Source organism: Streptomyces sp. RKND-216 (assembly GCF_004795255.1).
Classification (GTDB): Bacteria; Actinomycetota; Actinomycetes; order Streptomycetales; family Streptomycetaceae; genus Streptomyces; species Streptomyces hazeniae.
The window spans coordinates 192,050-208,346 of record NZ_SSBQ01000002.1; the positions used below are offsets into that span (position 1 = coordinate 192,050).

Genomic DNA, 16,297 nt, shown 5'->3' on the forward strand with positions numbered 1-16,297 from the left:
CGAGAGCCGATACCGGGACGATCCCCCGCGTCGCCCCGGTATCGGCGGTCGTACCGGGCCGCCGGCTGCCCCGCAGGGGGCCGGTCCCGGAGTACGGCTGAGTATATTGGCTCTGAGCCAGTCAACGCAGGAGTTACAGGATGTCCCCTCGGAGCGCATCGGTCAATGAAGAGTTGCGCCGACGCTCCCGGGAGCGGCTGTTGCAGGCGACCGTGGAGCTGGTGGGCGAACGCGGGTACGAGGCCACGACGCTCGGCGACATCGCCGACCGGGCCGGTTCCGCACGGGGGCTGATCTCCTACTACTTCCCCGGCAAGCGGCAACTGTTCCAGTCGGCGGTGCACCGGCTGATGCACCTGACGCTCGACGAGGCCCTGGACAGGCCGCCCGCGCCGCAGGGCCCGGACGCCGGCCGCGAGGTGCTGGCCCGCGCGATCGACGCGGTCCTCGGGCTCGCCCGCGACCGGCCGGTGCTGATGCGGGCGCACATGGCCGGGATCCTCCAGCAGGAGGGCTTCGTCAAGTGCGACGAGCAACGCCGTCTCGCCGCGCTGCTCCGCACGGCGATGGTGCGCTACGGGTCAGAGGACCCGGACACCGACTACCCGATGCTGCGCGCCCTCCTGATGGGGGCGGTGGTGGCGGTCCTGCTGCCCGGCGCCCCGATGCCGCTGGCGCGGCTGCGCGCCGAGCTCTTCGACCGGTACGAGCTGGACTGGGGACTCGGCGTACCGCCCGCCGAGACCGCCCCCACGACCGGCGCCGGACCTCCCCCTCCGCCGCCGGCCACGCTGCCGGCGCAGGGCTGATGTGCGGGCAGCCGGGGACGGCGGCGTGTGCGAGCGGGCCGTTGTCAGTGCGCTGGGGCAGACTGCTTCCCGTACGCGCCCGGCGTGCCTTCGTCCGGGACGGGCACGGCGCGGCGCGGGCCCGACCGTCCCCGCGCACCAGGCGCGGGGCGACATCCCACAAGGCGGTGGCCAGGCATGACGGAAGTACTGCTCGCGGTAGGTACCCGCAAGGGCCTGTTCCTGGCCCGCCGGGACGCCGGACGACGCGCCCAGGACGGCTGGGAGTTCGACGGGCCGCACTTCAACGCGCAGGCCGTCTACTCGGTCGCGATCGACACCCGCCCCGGCGGCGCGCCCCGGCTGCTGGTGGGCGGGGACAGCGCGCACTGGGGCCCGTCGGTCTTCCGCTCCGACGACCTCGGGGCCTCCTGGCAGGAGCCCGAGCGGCCCGCCGTCCGCTTCCCGGAGGACACCGGCACGTCGCTGGAGCGGGTCTGGCAGCTCCAACCCGGCGGTCTCGACGAGCCGGAGGTGGTCTACGCGGGCACCGAGCCGGGCGCGCTGTTCCGCTCCGAGGACGGCGGCAGCAGCTTCGCGCTGGTCCGCGCGCTGTGGGACCACCCCACCCGGAAGGACTGGGTGCCGGGCGGTGGCGGGCTCGGCCTGCACACCGTCCTCGTCGACCCGCGCGACTCCCGCCGCGTCACGGTCGCCGTCTCCACCGGAGGCGCCTACCGCACCACGGACGGCGGGCAGAGCTGGGAGCCGTGCAACCGGGGCGTGCAGGCGACGTTCCTGCCCGAGTCGCAGCGCTTCCCGGAGTACGGCCAGTGCGTGCACAAGGTCGCGCGCGACGCGGAGCACCCGGACCGGCTCTACCTCCAGAACCACTGGGGCGTCTACCGCAGCGAGGACGGCGGCGGCGCCTGGACGTCGATCGGCGACTCGCTGCCCTCCGACTTCGGCTTCCCCGTCGTGGCGCACCCGCGCCGCGGGGGCACGGCGTACGTCTTCCCGCTCAACGCCGACTCCGACCGGGTGCCCGCCGACCGGCACTGCCGCGTGCACCGCACCCGGGACGCGGGGGCGACGTGGGAGGCGCCGGGGGCCGGTCTTCCGGAGCAGGCGCACTACGGGCCGGTGCTGCGCGACGCGATGTGCGCCGACGACGCCGACCCGGCGGGCGTCTACTTCGGCAACCGCAACGGCGAGGTGTACGGCAGCGCGGACGAGGGTGACAGCTGGCGCCGCCTCGCCCGCCATCTGCCGGACGTGCTCTGCATCCGGGCCGCGGTGATCGGCTGACGCCTCAACCCCTGCCGGAGCCACGGGAGTCAGGAGGTGGTGCGGCCAGTCGGTAGAGTGACCGCTCGTGGCTGCACGACCGTTGAACGAGATCGTCGAACAAGGCTGGGCCAAGGCGCTGGAGCCGGTGACCGAACGGGTCGCCGCCATGGGCGACTTCCTGCGGGCGGAGATCGCCGCGGGGAGAACCTACCTCCCGTCCGGAGCGAACGTGCTGCGCGCCTTCCAGCAGCCGTTCGACGAGGTGCGCGTCCTCGTCGTCGGCCAGGACCCGTACCCCACGCCGGGGCATGCGGTGGGCCTCAGCTTCTCCGTCGCACCCGAGGTGCGTCCGCTGCCGGGCAGCCTGGAGAACATCTTCCGCGAGATGGGCGACGACCTCGGAGTGCCGCGCCCGTCGAACGGTGACCTGACTCCCTGGACCCGGCAGGGCGTGCTACTCCTCAACAGGGCGCTCACCACGGCCCCGCGCCGGCCCGCCGCACACCGCGGCAAGGGCTGGGAGGAGGTCACCGAGCAGGCCATCCGCGCCCTGGCGGAACGCGGCACTCCGCTGGTGGCGGTGCTCTGGGGGCGGGACGCGCGCACCCTGCGGCCGCTGCTGACGGGCGTGCCCACGGTCGAGTCCGCGCACCCCTCGCCCATGTCCGCCGATCGCGGCTTCTTCGGCTCCCGCCCCTTCAGCCGCGTCAACGACCTGCTGGCGCAGCAGGGCGCGCAGCCCGTCGACTGGCGCCTGCCGTGACCGCGAGCGGCGCCGGCTGGGTGCTGGGCGTCGACTCCGGCGGCTCGGGGCTGCGCGTCGCCCTGGCGCCCGCCGCCGGGGTCACCTCTGTCGCCGGCGGGCTCGCGGACGCCGTGCGCGAGGAGTGCCGCGAGCCGGTGCGTACCGGCCCCGAGGGCATCGACGCGCGGCACCTCGCCGCGCAGGTGGTGCCGGCCGCCCGGGCCCTGCTCGACCGTGTCGGCGGGCAGGACGGAGGGTTGACCGCGGTGTGCGTCGGCGCGGCCGGCATGGCCACTCTGGGGGCGGAGCTGCGCGCCCTGCTGCCGGAGGAGTTCGCCCGCACTCTCGGCGCGCGGAGCCTGCTCCTCGCCGCCGACGCCGTCACCGCGTACGCGGGCGCGCTGGGTGTCGCATCCGGCGCGGTCGTCGCGGCCGGCACCGGGATGATCGCCCTGGGCACGGACCTGCGCACCTGGCGGCGAGCCGACGGCTGGGGGCATCTGCTGGGTGACTGCGGCGGCGGCGCCTGGATCGGCCGCGCGGGCCTGGACGCCGCGCTGCGCGCCCACGACGGCCGGGAAGGCGGCTCCCCGGCGCTGCTGCGGCGCGCGGAGGAGACGTTCGGCCCCGCCGCCGGACTGCCCGGCCTGCTCTACCCCCGCAGCGACCGGCCCGCGCTGCTCGCCTCCTTCGCGCCGCAGGTCGCGGCCGCCGCCGACCCGGCCGGCGGGGACGGGGACGCGACAGCCCGCACCGTGCTGGCCGACGCGGCACGGGAGATCGCCCGGTCCGCGGCCGCGGCGTGCCCCGGACCGGACGGCCCGTCGCCCTCCGGCCAGGGCGCGGAGGCACCACAGGTGGCCCTGACCGGCGGGCTGTTCCGGATGGGCGAGGTGCTGCTGGAGCCGCTGCGCCGGGAGCTTGCCGTACGGCTGCCGCACGGCCGCACGGTCCCGGCCGCCGGCGACCCGCTGGACGGAGCCCTGCTGCTCGCCGCGCGGCGCGCGGCGGGCACCCCGGGCCTGCCGGAGGACGAGCGGCTGCTCACCGTGCACACGCCGCTCAGCGGGGCTTGACGGGATCGCACAGTCGTACCCGCGCGACGCGCGGTGCGAAGAGGACATTCGTCACCGTTCACCCCCGCTCGAACAGCAGGGTCCTTCAAGGCATTAACATGCGGGCGCATGAGCTCCCCCACAGGGCCGGACAACGGCCTGCCCGTACGAATGCCGCGTCCCCGCCAGTCCGGTCGGCACCGCCGGCCGGAGCCCGTGGTCGCCCCGGAGAACGCGCCGGCGCTGGTGCTGGCCGTGCCCGGGGAGCCGACCTCTGCGACGCGTGGCCTCGCCGAGGAGATCGTGAGCATCGCCCGCTCCGAGCTGCCCGGCCTGGACGCGCGGATCGGATACGTGGAGGGCGGCGGCGAGGAGTTCCCCGGCCTGACCGAGGTGCTGGCCCGTGCCGCGGGCGACCGTGCGGCCGCGCCGTCGCCCGCCCTGGCGCACGAGGCCGGCGCGGAGGCCCCCGCGGGTGCCGCACCTGGTGACGCGCAGGTCTCCGACGCGCTCCCAGCCGTCGTGGTGCCGCTGCTGGCGGGTCCGGACGCCGCCCACATGCGGCAGATACGGCAGGCGGTGCTGAACAGCGGTTCCGGCGCGGAGCTCACCGACGTGCTGGGCCCCCACCCGCTGCTGGCCGAGGCCGTGCACGTGAAGCTCTCCGAGGCGGGGCTCGCCCGCGCGGACCGTGCCCGGCTGTTCACGGTGGCCACGGCGGCGGACGGCATCATCATCGCCAGCCTCGGCGGCGAGGAGGCCGTCCAGGCCGCAGGCATCACCGGCATGCTGCTGGCCGCCCGCCTGGCGGTTCCGGTGCTGGCCGCCGGGCTGGACGAGGAGGGCGCGATCGCGCGTGCCGCGCAGCAGCTGCGCGACTCGGGCTCCCAGCACCTCGCCGTCGCGCCGTGCCTGATCGGCCCGGAGATCCCGGCCGGGCTGCTCCAGGCCGCCACGGACGAGGCCGGCTGCGCCGCCGCAGAGCCCCTGGGGCCGTACCCGGCCCTCGGAAAGCTGGTCGCCGCGACGTACGGCGCGAAGCTCGGGCTTCCGCAGCAGCCGGCACCGGGCATGCCCGTCCGCTGACCGGTCTCCGGCCGGCCCACGCCGACGACCTCACCCGCCCGGAAGAGACTCAGCGGTGCGGCACCGCACGGCGGCGACGGGCGCGCCCCGGTCGCATGCGGCGGCTCCGATGACGAAAGGGAAGCTCCGTTCCGGGCTCGGCTCTTCCCGGGCTCTCCCAGCCGCTCGTTCCTCGAGACGGAAACCTCGGCGTGCTGTGGTGCCCGGCCGGGACCGCGCGAACCGCACACCCCTCGTCGGGGCACGGGTGGCAGCCGGCCTGGGGCGGGCCGTCACGGTGTCGCGGACACCGTGACGCGCCCCGCTCGGCCAGGGGCGGAGGCGGGAGGACCTCGGCTTCCCGTGGACGGGGAGCGCCGGCCGGGACCCGGGCAAGCCCCGGTTGGATCGAGGTGCGCGCGTCGAAGACCAGACCTCAGTCGGCCCGGCGGGCGCCCTTCGGCGCGACCTCGCCGGGTCGCGGCGGCGGGCCGTCGCGGGTGGGTCAGGGCGCGAAGGCGATGCAGGAGGCGGCAGGGACGGCGAGGGAGCCCGCGGGGCGGGGCATGCCCGTCGGGGCGTCGATGTCGAACCAGGTGATGTCTCCGGAACGTTCGTTGGCGGCGTAGAGCCACTGCCCGGAGGGATGGAGGGCGAGGTCGCGGGGCCAGTGGCCGCCGCACGGCATCGTCGCGACCAGCTCCGCCTCCTCGCCGTTCTCGTGCAGGGTGAGGACGGCGATGCTGTCGGCACCGCGTACCGCGACCCAGGCGAGGCGGCCGTCCCCGCGGAGGACGACCTCGGAGGGGTAGGCCTCTCCCCCGGTCTCGTCGGGCACCACCCGGGTCTCGCCGAGCGGCTCCAGGCGCCCCTTCTCCGCGTCCCAGGAGCACACCGTGAGCGTGGGCCGCAGTTCGCCGACGACGTACGCCCGGGTGCCGTCCGGGCCGAAGGTCAGGTGCCGGGGGCCGGTGCCCGGCCGCAGGACGACCTGGTGGAGGGGGCGCAGGTCGTCGTCCTCCAGCGCCGAGACCCAGACCGAGTCGGTGCCGAGGTCCACGGCGAGCAGGTAGCGGCCCGACGGGTCCACGACGACCTCGTGGGCGTGCGGGCCCTGCTGCCGTCCGGGGACCGGGCCGCTGCCCTCGTGGCGGTGGACCTTCGCCGGTCCGAGGGGGGTACCGTCCGCCGCCGTCCCGAGGACGCTGACGCTGCCGGAGCCGTAGTTGGCGGTGCACAGCAGTCGTCCGGCGCGGGTGAGGTGCGTGGGGCCGGCGCCGTCCACCGGCGCGGGGGCTCCCAGCGGGGAGGGGCGGTCGGGGTCGGCCAGCGAGAGGGCGGCCACGGCCCCGTCCTTCTGCTCGCACACGCTGTGCAGCACCCCGTCGCCGACCACCAGGTAGGAGGGGTCGGGGACAGCGTCGCCGGTGTGGTGCAGCGCCCGCAGGGAGCCGTCGTCGGGGTCGACGCGGGCGGTGGTGATGCCGCGTCCGCCCTCGGAGGTGAACGACCCCAGGTACGCCCGTCCTGCGGGGGCGTATCCGTCGCCGTGCCGCTGCGTGCCGCTGCTCTGGTCGGTGCTCACGGATCCGCCTTCCACCCTGGTGCTGCCGGGTCTGTGGTCCGGGAGCGACCGTAGCAGCCGATCATGGCCCGGGATCGGGGTCGCGGGACACAGCGCGCCGTGTCGCCCGGGAGCGTGTCAGGCGGCGGTGGTCAGCGGTGCGCGGGGCGGAGCGTGCACGGGGACGGCGAGCTCGACCAGCGCCGTCTCCAGCCCGTGCAGGTGGCCGAGCGCGCGGTCGGCTCCGGGGTGGCGGCACGGGGTGTGCTGCCCGGTGACCGTCTCGTCGGCGTCGGTGCACGCGTCCTGGGCGGGGCCGGTGAGCCGGTGCACGGCCTCCTCGACGCGGCGGCAGGCGTCGGCGAGGCGCGCGTCGTGCGAGGCGTCGGGGTCGGCGGCCACCCGGGCGAGCCCGTGGGCCTGCCGGGCGCAGTCGTCGAGGAGGGCGAGGACCTCCCGGGCGCGGGCGCGGCGTGCCCGCAGCGGGCTGAGCGGGTGCACCAGGGGCGCCAGCGAGGTGCGCACCCGGTCGAGGAGCATTTCGAGCTCCGCGATGCGCCGCGCAGGGTCGGCGCTCTCGTCGCCGGCGAGCCGCAGCGCCGACTCGCGTGCGCAGGCGTGGACGCAGCGGACGGCACGCCGGATCCATCCGTGGGTGGCGGCGTGGGTGGTGACGGGCAGCACGAACGCGACGGCGAGGCCGGCGCCGAGCGCCCCGACGGCGGTCTCGATCAGGCGGAGCTGGAGCAGTCCGGGGTGGAGCGCGCCCAGCATGCCGTACAGCAGGCCGACCAGGACGGTCACGAAGAACATCATCCAGCTGTAGGACACCGCGGCGGTGTAGAAGATCCCGAAGACGCAGACCGACAGCAGCAGCCCGGTGGCCACCGGCCCGCCGTCGACGGGCACCGCGACCCAGAGGCCCGCCACGATGCCGACGAGGGTGCCGAGCACCCGGCGGAAGCCGCGGACCAGGGTCTCACCGCGGGACGCGGTGTTGACGAAGATCCACCACGCGGCGCCGACGGCCCAGTACCAGCGCTCCTGGGAGAGCAGTTGCCCGGCGGCGAGAGCGAACGCACAGGCGGCGGCGGTCTGCACGGCGAGGCGGGTGGTCGGGCGGGCCAGTCCGCGCCCGCCGGGCGGCGCGGGCGCGGCAGGCGGCGGGGTGCGGCGCTCGTAGCACCAGAGCACGAAGCGGACCGCGCAGACCACGAGCACCGCCAGCAGCAGGGCGGCGTGCAGCCCCGGGGCTCCGGACAGGCCGGTGGTGAGGAACTGGGCGGCGAAGAACATCATGAACCCGAAGACGCCCAGTGCGTGCCCGCGCGTGCCCCAGCGGCGGACGTAGGCGCCGGCGAACGCGACGGCGAGGAAGGCGGCGTCGCGGAGGAGGGGGGCGTCCCGGAGGGCGAGCGCGAGGGTGAGGACGGGGACTCCGACGGCCGGGAGCAGCGCGACGGTGACGGCCTGACGGCGCACGGTCGGGTCGGTCACGGTGAAGAGCGCGAGGAGCGCGGCCAGGCCCGCGATGACGCAGGCCTCCAGGGAGAGACCGGCGGCCGCGGGGGCGGCGACGGCCGCGCCGATGCCGAGGACGGCGCGGGAGGCGGCACGGAGCCGCATGCGGCCGGGGTCGGGGGCCACGAGGTGGCGGTAGGGCCGGGCGGCACGTCGTCGGGCGCCCCGCGGGGAACGGTCGCCGGCCTGCTCCGCCACGGTCACGTCGTCCTTCGCCACGCCCGTCCGTGCCCTCCCTCCGGGCCCAGCTCTGACCCGCTTGTCTGCATATGGATACGACATGAGGAAAGCATCCTCTGCCTCGGTCAACCAAATTGCGGACGGGGCCGGTGATGGACTTCACGCCGAGGCGCGCTCCGGGACGCGGGGGACGCCGGTTCGCGGCGGCGGCGCACCCGGACGGGCGTGCCACCGCCGCCCCACGCGCTCAGGCGGTCAGTAGGTGCCGTGGTCCAGCGGCCGGTAGACGGTGAGCGCCTCGTGCTGCTTGTCGATCAGCAGTTCGCGCGGCGCCCGGGCGACCTCGCCGTCGAAGGCGAGATGCGTGCCATCCGGTATGTCGCTGATCCGCAACCGGCGGAGGCGGGCCGTGCTGTGCACCGGGGAACGGCCGACGACGCTGGTGAGCGCGGCGGCGAGCAGGCGGCTGCGCGGCCAGCGTCCGCCGGGCACCACCCGCACGTCCAGCAGGCCGTCCGCGAGGTCGTGACGCCGCACGGGGGCGACGCCCAGCCCGCGGTAGGTGCAGTTGCCGACGAACAGCTGCCACATCGGCCGCTGCCTTCCGCCAAGTCCCGCCTCGACGGGGCCGGCGGTGTGCAGCACCCGCATCGCGGCGAGGACGCCGGCGGGCCAGGCGCCGATGCGGGGCGCCCAGCGTTCCCGCATGCGGACCAGTTCCGGGTAGGAGCCGAGGCTGAAGGTGTTGAGGAAGTAGCCGGGGTGGCCGTCGGATCCCTCCGGGCCCGGCGTGAAGCGGGCGAGGTCGACCGCGACCGCGTCGCCCGCGACCACCGCGCGGCACGCGTCCTCCGCGGTCTCGATGCCGAGGTCGTAGGCGAAGTGGTTGCGTGTGCCACCGGGGAGGACGGCCAGCGGCAGACCGTGGCGCACCGCGGCGCGCGCGGCGCAGTTGATGGTGCCGTCGCCGCCCAGGACGCCGAGCGCGCCGCCGGTCTCCGCCGCCCGCGCGGCCCCTTCGTCGAAGGCCGCGGCGACGTCGTCCGACCGCGGGTCACAGAGCACGATCTCTGCGTCCGGCAGCAGGGCGCGGACGACGGCCAGCCCGGCGGGCTCCTCGGCCGGGGCGTCGTCCGCCCCGTCGGCGGGCTCGGCGGTGCGCTGCCCGGAGGAGGCGTTGGCGACCAGGACGAGGCCCTTGCCGCCGCGCAGGGCGGGCGCGTCGGACAACGGGCGTGCGGGGGTGGGCAGCTGGGAGCGGGTGGGCGCGAGTCCACGGACCGCGAAGGCTGCTCCGACGCCGATCGCGGCACCGGCCAGGACATCGCTGGGGTAGTGCACGCCGGTGTAGACGCGGGAGAACGCGACGGCGGCGGCGAGCGGCGCGACGGCGGCTCCCCACCGCGGGTTCTCCAGTGCCAGTCCGGTGGTGAACGCGGCCGCCGAGGCGGAGTGGCCGGAGGGGAAGGAGGTGGTGACGGGCTGGGTGTGCAGCTGCCGCACCACCGGGACGTTGTCGAGGATCGGCCGGGCCCGGCGCACCGCGCGCTTGCCCAGGGTGTTCACCGTGGCGGAGGCGACGGCGAGCGAGGCGACGCCGCGCAGGGCCGTCCGCCGGGCGGCGGGGTGGCGGGTGGCGGCGATGCCGGCGGCGACGGCGAACCACAGGCCGCCGTGGTTGGCGGCCTTGCTCAGCCTGGGCAGCACCCGGTCGCCGCCGGGCCAGTGCCGGGCCGCGACCTTGTGGAACAGGCGGTGGTCCCAGGCGCTGACACGGTGCGCGTGCAGCACCCAGCGCGCGGCCTCGGCCGCGGCGCCTGCGTCACGGAAGCGGGCCGGGAAGGCCGCTCGAGTCATCTCGTCCCCTCGCAGACCGTCGTCGGTGCGGCCTGGCCGACCGCACCTGTGCGCGCCGAATCTACCGCCGCCGGCCTGCCGGGGAGCAGAGCACCCCGATTTGCGCCCTGCTCGCCCGCACGTCGGCCCGTGGGATGTCGCGAGCGGGGCCCCGGACTCAGGCTCCAGTGGTGGAGCCCGGCCGGACGACCATGAGCACGACGACGACGGCCCACAACAGGTTGAACACACCGGTGAGCATGCCGAGCCGGGCCACCTGCGACCGGGGGGCGCGGGCGCGGTCCTCGTGGTCCGAGGGCACCTGTGCGCCGTCCGGCAACGGCTCCAGCATCTCCCGCTGGCCGGGCAGGATGGCCGCGATGAGCAACGCCGCGGCCAGGGCGGTGAGGATGAGCGAGGCGACCAGCCACGGACCGCCGAGGACGGCGAGAGTTCACCGAGGCGATCGGCTCCGTCCTGACCCCCGGCGGGTCGCCGCGGAGTGCGGCATGACGACCGACGAGGCCCAGCAGACCGACCGCCTGGAGGCGTTCGTGACGAAGCTCGCAGACGGCCTGCACGGGCCTGTCCGCGCGAAGAGGCGCCTGCTCGCCGAGATCCGTGACGGCCTGGCGGAGACGGTCTCGTGGCGCTCCGGCTCGCCGAGGGCGTCGGCGTCGCGGCGCTGTGCGCGGCTGACACCGGCCACCTGACCGGCCCCGCAGGCGCAACGGCAGGGCGGGGGGCTGGTTCACCCCAGGAAACTCAGCCTGACCTTCCGGTCCGGGTTGTCGCGGTTGGTGTCCACCAGGCAGACGGACTGCCAGGTGCCCAGGGCGAGGCGGCCGTCGATCACGGGCAGCGTGGCGTGCGGGGCCACCAGCGCGGGGAGGACGTGGTCGCGGCCGTGGCCCAGGCTGCCGTGCCGGTGCCGCCACCGGTCGTCGGCGGGCAGCAGGTCGCGCAGCACGGTGAGCAGATCCGCGTCGCTGCCGGCGCCGGCCTCCAGGACGGCGACGCCCGCCGTGGCGTGCGGGACGAAGACGTTGAGCAGGCCGTCCCGGCCGCTCGCCGCCCGCTCGAGAAACGCCTCGCATTCCAGGGTCAGGTCCGTGACGGACTCGCCCGAGCCGGTGGTGATCTCGAGGACGTGGGTACGGAAGGCGTCGTCGCTCATACCGCCATCCTCCCCCTGCGCCCGGCCCCCCGGGCAAGTCGAAATCCGCACGGATGCGCGACGGCCCACACGTCCGCGTGAGAGTGAGGCGAACGGGGCGCGTGGGACGGGCATGCCGTCGGATGCTGAGGATGCGCGAGCGACGGGCTGCAGACCGTGCACGCGCCTCCCCCGAGGTCCCGGAGGGGAGTCGTCCCGGGGGAGATGTCCCATCGACCGAAGTACCGAGGAGAACGCACCACCATGAACGTGATCACCAGCCTGCTCGCCGGCGTCGTCCACTTCGTGGGCTGGCTCGTCTGACGCATGTCCCCGACCGGCGCCGTCGCTCCCCGTTCCAGGGAGGGGCGGCGCCGCCGCGTCGCACCGGGGCGACACGGCGGCGTCAGAGTTGTAGACCACTGGCGTACTGCGTGGACCCTTGTCCCGGTTGACCGGCATGGATAGTTTCCGGCCATGCCTACCCGCCGTTCCCTCCTCGCCGGTGGCACAGCCGCCGCGCTCACCGCACCCCTGACCGCCTCCGCGGCGTCCCCGGCCGCCGCGGCAGGCCACCACCGGAACCGCCGGCTCACCACGGGCGCCGACCGTGCCGCCACCCAGCGGTGGTCCATGCTCCGGGGTCGCAAGGTCGGCGTGATCAGCAACCCCACCGGGGTGCTGAGCGACGCCGGACACATCGTCGACTCCATGGCCGCCCGCGACGAGCTGAACATCGTCGGCGTCTTCGGCCCCGAGCACGGTTTCCGGGGCAGCGCGCAGGCCGGCGAGTCGGAGGACACTTTCATCGACCCGCGCACCGGCCTGACGGTGTACGACGCATACGGCGCCGACACCGCGAAGATGCGCGAGCTGTTCACCACCTCCGGCGCCGACACGATCGTCTTCGACATCCAGGACGTCGGCGTCCGCTTCTACACCTACATCTGGACCATGTACAAGGCGATGGCGGCGGCCCGCGACATCGGCGCGCGCTTCGTCGTCCTGGACCGGCCCAACCCGATCGGGCGCTGGGCCGACGGCCCGCTGATGACGGCGGACTACACCTCCGGCGTCGGCCTGAAGGAGATCATCCAGCAGCACGGCATGACCGTCGGCGAGCTGGCCCGCTACTTCAACGGCGAACTGCTGCCCCAGGAGGGCGACGGCGGCCGGGTCGAGCTGGAGGTCGTGGAGTGCCGCGGGTGGGACCCGTACTCCACGCAGTCGGACAGCCCTCTGCCGTTCGTGCCGCCGTCGCCCAACATGCCGACCGAGGACACCGCGGTCGTCTACGCGGGCACCGGTTACTTCGAGGGCACGAACATCTCCGAGGGCCGCGGCACCACACGGCCGTTCGAGCTGGTGGGCGCGCCGTACCTGGACTACCACTGGAGTGACCGTCTCAACGCCCTTGACCTGCCCGGCGTACGGTTCCGCGAGGCGTACTTCAAGCCCACCTTCAGCAAGCACTCCGGGGAGAACTGCGCGGGCGTGCAGGTCTTCGTGACCGATCCGAAGCGATTCCGGCCCGTCCCGACGGCGGTCGCCATGCTGATCGAGGCGCACCGCTACCCCGAGTTCGCCTGGCGCGAGGACTCCTGGGATCCGGAGCGTCCGTTCTGGATCGACAAGCTCTCCGGCTCGCCACGGCTGCGCGAGATGATCGACGCGGGCGCGGACCTGGAGGAGTGCGAGGATGCCTGGCGCGGCGAGGTCCGGGACTTCGAACGCACCCGCCGCCGGTACCTGCTCTACCGCTGAGCCGCCCGGCGCGGCCGGTCCCGCCTCCTCGCGGGACCGACGCAGGTGACCGGGCCGCCGCACGGCCGGGATGAGTAGCCGTACTCATGCGCCCGGCCGGGCGGCGGCGCACGATCGGACCATGACGACACCCGTTCAGCGGCCCATGACCGCCGCGTTCTTCGTGCAGGCCGCGCTCTCCTTCGCCCTGGCGCTGGTCAGCGTCGCAGTCGGCATCGCGTGGCTGCCAGTGGACTCCTGGCAACGCGGATTCCTCGCGCTGGGCCTGGTGTTCCTGGTGAGTTCGACCTTCACGCTCGCCAAGTGCGTGCGCGACAGACAGGAGTCGCAGGAGGTCACCCACCGGGTCGACCAGGCCCGTATCGACAAGATCCTCTCCGAGCACGACCCGTTCGACCTCAAGCAGCCCTGATCGCCCCTCGGGCCCTGCTGGGCCGCAGTCGTAGGACGTTGCGCACGCAGGGGCGCGGGACGGGACGTAGGACCGGCGGGCCGGAAGCTTCCGTCCGGCGGCCGTGTCGCCGCCGCACGGCTCACCCCTAGCGTCGCCGTATGGGGAACGACAGCGGAGTACTGGACGAGGCGCTGGACCGGCTGCACGCCACGGGCCCGGAGTTCGAGGGCTGGCTGACCAACCACGCGCCGATGGCCGTGGAGGCCCTGGCTCGGCACGGCAGGGCGGACGCGGTGCACACCTGGCTGGACCGCTACCGCGGCCGGTTGGACGAGGCGCCGCGGCCGTACGAGCGAGTCACCGCCGCGGGGTGGCGGGAGGCGCTCGGCGACCACCGGCGGCTGGCGGACTGGACGGACTTCTTCCTGCAGGAGACGGCCGAGCAGCCGTGGCGCGCGGTCCTCGGCCTGTGGTGGCCCAGACTGCTGCCCGGCATCAGCGGCGCCGCCACCCACCCGGTGATCCGGATCGGCCACGCCGTGCGCACCCTCCTGCACGACGGCGAGACCGCGCCGCGCCGCGCCGAACTCGCCCATGCGCTGGGCTACTGGGCGGCACGGCACGCCGTGCTGCCGGAGGATCTGCGCCCGGTCCGGGCTCCGGACGGCGCACCGGCCGCGCTGGACGCCGTACGGCCGGTGCGGCAGGAGGGGGGAATCCGGGACCGCCTGGCGCGGCTCGGCGAGCTGCCCGCCTGGCCGGGCGGGACGGTGCCGGAGCCGGAGGCGGCACGGGAGCGGCTGGTCGAGCTGGTGCGCGCCGCCACCCACCGGTACGGCACCCGCGCGCACGGGTCGCCGGTGATGCTGGTGCACGCGGCGACCGCGCCCAACGCGGTGCTGCGCACCCTCCCGGCGCTGGCTCCGCAGCTGTGGGAGCCGAGCCTGCGGGCGGCGTGGGCGGCGGCCGCGGCCGTCACCGCGGCCTACACCCCGGACGGACCGGTCCGGGCGCGGGAGGTGGGCGGCCCGGGGCCCGAGGAGGTGTTCGCCCGGGCAGCCGAGCACGGCGACGAACATGCCGTGAAGTTCGCCGACACCGCGCTGGACGTGGGCGACGCACCGGCGCTGGCGGCGGCGTTGCGGGCCGTGGAGATGATCGACCCGCTGGGCTGACCGAGCCGGCGTTTCCGCCTCCCCGGTGCAACCGGGGGAGTCAGAGCAGGCCGTGGAAGGCCTGTTCGGCGGGGGCGTCGAGGACGACGAAGCGGACCTCCTCGAACGCGTCCGGTGCGGAGGCCACGGTCTCCCGGACGGCGGCCACCGCGATGCGTGCGGCGTCGTCGGCCGGCCAGCGGTAGACGCCGGTCGAGACGGCGGGGAAGGCAACCGTGCGCGCCCCGAGTTCGCGGGCGACGCGCAGCGACTCGCGGTAGCAGGAGGCCAGCTGCGCGGAGCGGTCCTCGCTGCGGCTGTGCACCGGTCCGACGGTATGGACGACCCAGCGGGCGGGGAGGCGGCCCGCGGTGGTGGCCACGGCTTGTCCGGTGGGCAGCCCGCCGCCGTAGTGGGAGGCGCGGAGCTCGCGGCACTCGGCGAGGACCTCCGGCCCGCCCGCGCGGTGGATCGCGCCGTCCACTCCCCCGCCGCCGAGCAGGGACGAGTTGGCGGCGTTGACCACCGCGTCCACCCGCTGCTCGGTGAGGTCGCCCCGTACCAGCCTCAGTGCCGTCATGTGTTCATGGTGCCACCGCGGTGCGGCACTTGACGGCCCCGCGGCCCCGGGAAACCGTTGCGCGGGCCGCGCCGCACGGGTGAGCATCGGATCATGACGTCCTCCCACCTCGTCCGGATGATCGAGTTCCAGGCCGCGGCCTGCGGCGAGCTCGGCTCGCCGCTCTACGCGGCGGTGCTGCGACGGGTCGCCGGGGACGTGCGGTACGGCGGAGTGTGCGCCGAGGCGCTGGACGGATACGAGGAGGCGCCGGGTCCGGACGCGGTCGCCCTGCGGCTGCTCGGGGGCGTGCACGCGCTGGTACTCACCGGCCGCGTCCCGGCGCTGGCGGCCCACTACCCGAGCGCGGGCGGCACCTTCGATCCGGCGCGGGAGGACGATCTGTGGGCGGCGTTCCGCGCCGCGGTGGCCGGGCACCTACCGCACGTGCGGGACTGGATGGAGCGGCCGCCGCAGACCAACGAGGTGGGCCGGTCGAACGTGCTGCTGGCCGGTGCGCTGCACGCCGCAGCCCGGCGGCCGATGCCGGTGCGCCTGTTCGAGGTCGGTTCGAGCGCCGGTCTCAACCTGCTCGCGGACGGCTTCCGGCTGACCGCGCCCGGCCTCGCCTGGGGCCCCGAGGGCTCGTCCGTCGAGCTGCGCCACGGCTGGGAACGGCCGGTCCCGGAATGGCTCACGGAGGCCGTCGCCCGGTCACCCGAGCTGCGCGTGGTCGAGCGGCGCGGCTGCGACCGGGACCCGGTCGATCCGCTGTCCCCGGCCGGCGCGCTGGTGCTGCGCGCGTACCTGTGGCCGGACCAGACGGCGCGCAGCGCGCGGCTGGAGGGAGCGCTGCGGCGGGCGAGCGAGGTGCCGGCCCCGGTGGCGCGGCAGGACGCGGACGCGTTCCTGGCCGGCGTTCGGCTGCGGCCGGGCACGCTGACCGTCGTGTGGCACTCGGTGATGCGGCAGTACGTTCCCGGGGAGGCGTGGGAGCGGGTGGAGCGGGAGCTGGACCGGCTGGCCGCGGCGAGCGGGCCGGACGCCGGCTTCGCGCACGTCGCCTTCGAGCCCCGCCGTGTGGGTGACGACCACCGCTTCCTGCTCTCGGTGCGGGTGGACGGCGGAGCGGAGGAGTTGCTGGCAGAGGCCGCGCCGCACGGGCTGCCCGCGCGGGCGTTCACCGGCTGAGTGGCGGAATGCGGGGGGTCGTAGTGATCGGTACC

Annotated in this window: 15 protein-coding genes and 1 pseudogene; 10 read left to right on the forward strand and 6 right to left on the reverse strand. The window is 75.4% G+C overall.

What is annotated here, in order from left to right:
• Positions 1 to 140 precede the first annotated feature (140 nt).
• The 5 genes from E4198_RS01100 to E4198_RS01120 all read left to right on the forward strand — a co-directional run bounded on the left by E4198_RS01100 (position 141) and on the right by E4198_RS01120 (position 4,964).
• Positions 141 to 809, forward strand: a complete 669-nt coding sequence (locus tag E4198_RS01100) for a TetR/AcrR family transcriptional regulator (protein ID WP_136181463.1) — start codon at positions 141 to 143, stop codon at positions 807 to 809.
• Between the two features lie 177 nt (positions 810 to 986).
• Positions 987 to 2,096 carry an exo-alpha-sialidase gene (locus E4198_RS01105; protein WP_136181464.1) on the forward strand — a complete coding sequence of 370 codons (1,110 nt, stop codon included), beginning with the start codon at positions 987 to 989 and terminating at the stop codon, positions 2,094 to 2,096.
• 67 nt (positions 2,097 to 2,163) lie between these two features.
• Positions 2,164 to 2,841, forward strand: a complete 678-nt coding sequence (locus tag E4198_RS01110) for a uracil-DNA glycosylase (RefSeq protein ID WP_136181465.1) — start codon at positions 2,164 to 2,166, stop codon at positions 2,839 to 2,841.
• The gene (locus E4198_RS01115; RefSeq protein WP_136181466.1) at positions 2,838 to 3,899 is read left to right on the forward strand and encodes a BadF/BadG/BcrA/BcrD ATPase family protein; all 1,062 of its coding nucleotides are present in this window, start codon (positions 2,838 to 2,840) and stop codon (positions 3,897 to 3,899) included. The genes E4198_RS01110 and E4198_RS01115 overlap by 4 nt, the downstream gene beginning before the upstream one ends.
• 108 nt (positions 3,900 to 4,007) lie before the next feature.
• A complete protein-coding gene (locus E4198_RS01120; protein WP_136181467.1) occupies positions 4,008 to 4,964 on the forward strand; it encodes a hypothetical protein in 957 nt (318 codons plus the stop codon).
• 484 nt (positions 4,965 to 5,448) lie between these two features.
• Here the strand turns inward: E4198_RS01120 and E4198_RS01125 are convergent, their stop codons facing one another.
• From E4198_RS01125 to E4198_RS01140, 4 genes and pseudogenes are all read right to left on the reverse strand, one after another.
• On the reverse strand, positions 5,449 to 6,528 hold the full coding sequence (locus E4198_RS01125; RefSeq protein WP_136181468.1) for a lactonase family protein: 1,080 nt from the start codon (positions 6,526 to 6,528) through the stop codon (positions 5,449 to 5,451).
• Between the two features lie 117 nt (positions 6,529 to 6,645).
• Entirely contained in the window at positions 6,646 to 8,133 is a 1,488-nt protein-coding gene (locus E4198_RS01130; protein WP_136185108.1) for an FUSC family protein, read from the reverse strand.
• A gap of 330 nt (positions 8,134 to 8,463) precedes the next feature.
• A complete protein-coding gene (locus tag E4198_RS01135; protein ID WP_136181469.1) occupies positions 8,464 to 10,065 on the reverse strand; it encodes a phosphatase PAP2 family protein in 1,602 nt (533 codons plus the stop codon).
• A gap of 157 nt (positions 10,066 to 10,222) precedes the next feature.
• A pseudogene (locus E4198_RS01140) lies at positions 10,223 to 10,474 on the reverse strand (hypothetical protein); the annotation flags it as partial.
• A gap of 79 nt (positions 10,475 to 10,553) precedes the next feature.
• On the opposite strand from E4198_RS01140, the gene E4198_RS01145 reads away from it, so the two are divergent.
• Positions 10,554 to 10,757 (forward strand): hypothetical protein, encoded by a 204-nt coding sequence (locus E4198_RS01145; RefSeq protein ID WP_136181471.1) that lies wholly within the window; start codon positions 10,554 to 10,556, stop codon positions 10,755 to 10,757.
• Positions 10,758 to 10,795: 38 nt separating this feature from the next.
• Here the strand turns inward: E4198_RS01145 and E4198_RS01150 are convergent, their stop codons facing one another.
• On the reverse strand, positions 10,796 to 11,221 hold the full coding sequence (locus tag E4198_RS01150) for a secondary thiamine-phosphate synthase enzyme YjbQ (protein ID WP_136181472.1): 426 nt from the start codon (positions 11,219 to 11,221) through the stop codon (positions 10,796 to 10,798).
• A 456-nt stretch (positions 11,222 to 11,677) separates the two neighbouring features.
• On the opposite strand from E4198_RS01150, the gene E4198_RS01155 reads away from it, so the two are divergent.
• The 3 genes from E4198_RS01155 (at position 11,678) to E4198_RS01165 (ending at position 14,533) form a co-directional block, all read left to right on the forward strand.
• A complete protein-coding gene (locus E4198_RS01155; RefSeq protein ID WP_136181473.1) occupies positions 11,678 to 12,964 on the forward strand; it encodes a DUF1343 domain-containing protein in 1,287 nt (428 codons plus the stop codon).
• A gap of 121 nt (positions 12,965 to 13,085) precedes the next feature.
• Positions 13,086 to 13,376: a YiaA/YiaB family inner membrane protein gene (locus E4198_RS01160; RefSeq protein ID WP_027764647.1), complete on the forward strand. Its 291-nt coding sequence runs from the start codon at positions 13,086 to 13,088 to the stop codon at positions 13,374 to 13,376.
• Positions 13,377 to 13,516: 140 nt separating this feature from the next.
• On the forward strand, positions 13,517 to 14,533 hold the full coding sequence (locus tag E4198_RS01165) for a questin oxidase family protein (RefSeq protein WP_136181474.1): 1,017 nt from the start codon (positions 13,517 to 13,519) through the stop codon (positions 14,531 to 14,533).
• 40 nt (positions 14,534 to 14,573) lie between these two features.
• Here the strand turns inward: E4198_RS01165 and E4198_RS01170 are convergent, their stop codons facing one another.
• Positions 14,574 to 15,092 (reverse strand): O-acetyl-ADP-ribose deacetylase, encoded by a 519-nt coding sequence (locus E4198_RS01170; protein WP_136181475.1) that lies wholly within the window; start codon positions 15,090 to 15,092, stop codon positions 14,574 to 14,576.
• Between the two features lie 93 nt (positions 15,093 to 15,185).
• On the opposite strand from E4198_RS01170, the gene E4198_RS01175 reads away from it, so the two are divergent.
• Positions 15,186 to 16,262: a DUF2332 domain-containing protein gene (locus E4198_RS01175; protein ID WP_136181476.1), complete on the forward strand. Its 1,077-nt coding sequence runs from the start codon at positions 15,186 to 15,188 to the stop codon at positions 16,260 to 16,262.
• The last annotated feature ends 35 nt before the right edge of the window (positions 16,263 to 16,297 follow it).

Excerpts from the sequence above, each read along its gene's own strand:
- E4198_RS01160 (WP_027764647.1), top strand. The coding sequence starts at position 13,086 with ATGACGACACCCGTTCAGCGGCCCATGACCGCCGCGTTCTTCGTGCAG.
- E4198_RS01150 (WP_136181472.1), bottom strand. The coding sequence starts at position 11,221 with ATGAGCGACGACGCCTTCCGTACCCACGTCCTCGAGATCACCACCGGC.
- E4198_RS01135 (WP_136181469.1), bottom strand. The coding sequence starts at position 10,065 with ATGACTCGAGCGGCCTTCCCGGCCCGCTTCCGTGACGCAGGCGCCGCG.
- E4198_RS01170 (WP_136181475.1), bottom strand. The coding sequence starts at position 15,092 with ATGACGGCACTGAGGCTGGTACGGGGCGACCTCACCGAGCAGCGGGTG.
- E4198_RS01145 (WP_136181471.1), top strand. The coding sequence starts at position 10,554 with ATGACGACCGACGAGGCCCAGCAGACCGACCGCCTGGAGGCGTTCGTG.
- E4198_RS01165 (WP_136181474.1), top strand. The coding sequence starts at position 13,517 with ATGGGGAACGACAGCGGAGTACTGGACGAGGCGCTGGACCGGCTGCAC.
- E4198_RS01105 (WP_136181464.1), top strand. The coding sequence starts at position 987 with ATGACGGAAGTACTGCTCGCGGTAGGTACCCGCAAGGGCCTGTTCCTG.
- E4198_RS01100 (WP_136181463.1), top strand. The coding sequence starts at position 141 with ATGTCCCCTCGGAGCGCATCGGTCAATGAAGAGTTGCGCCGACGCTCC.
- E4198_RS01120 (WP_136181467.1), top strand. The coding sequence starts at position 4,008 with ATGAGCTCCCCCACAGGGCCGGACAACGGCCTGCCCGTACGAATGCCG.
- E4198_RS01155 (WP_136181473.1), top strand. The coding sequence starts at position 11,678 with ATGCCTACCCGCCGTTCCCTCCTCGCCGGTGGCACAGCCGCCGCGCTC.
- E4198_RS01130 (WP_136185108.1), bottom strand. The coding sequence starts at position 8,133 with ATGCGGCTCCGTGCCGCCTCCCGCGCCGTCCTCGGCATCGGCGCGGCC.
- E4198_RS01175 (WP_136181476.1), top strand. The coding sequence starts at position 15,186 with ATGACGTCCTCCCACCTCGTCCGGATGATCGAGTTCCAGGCCGCGGCC.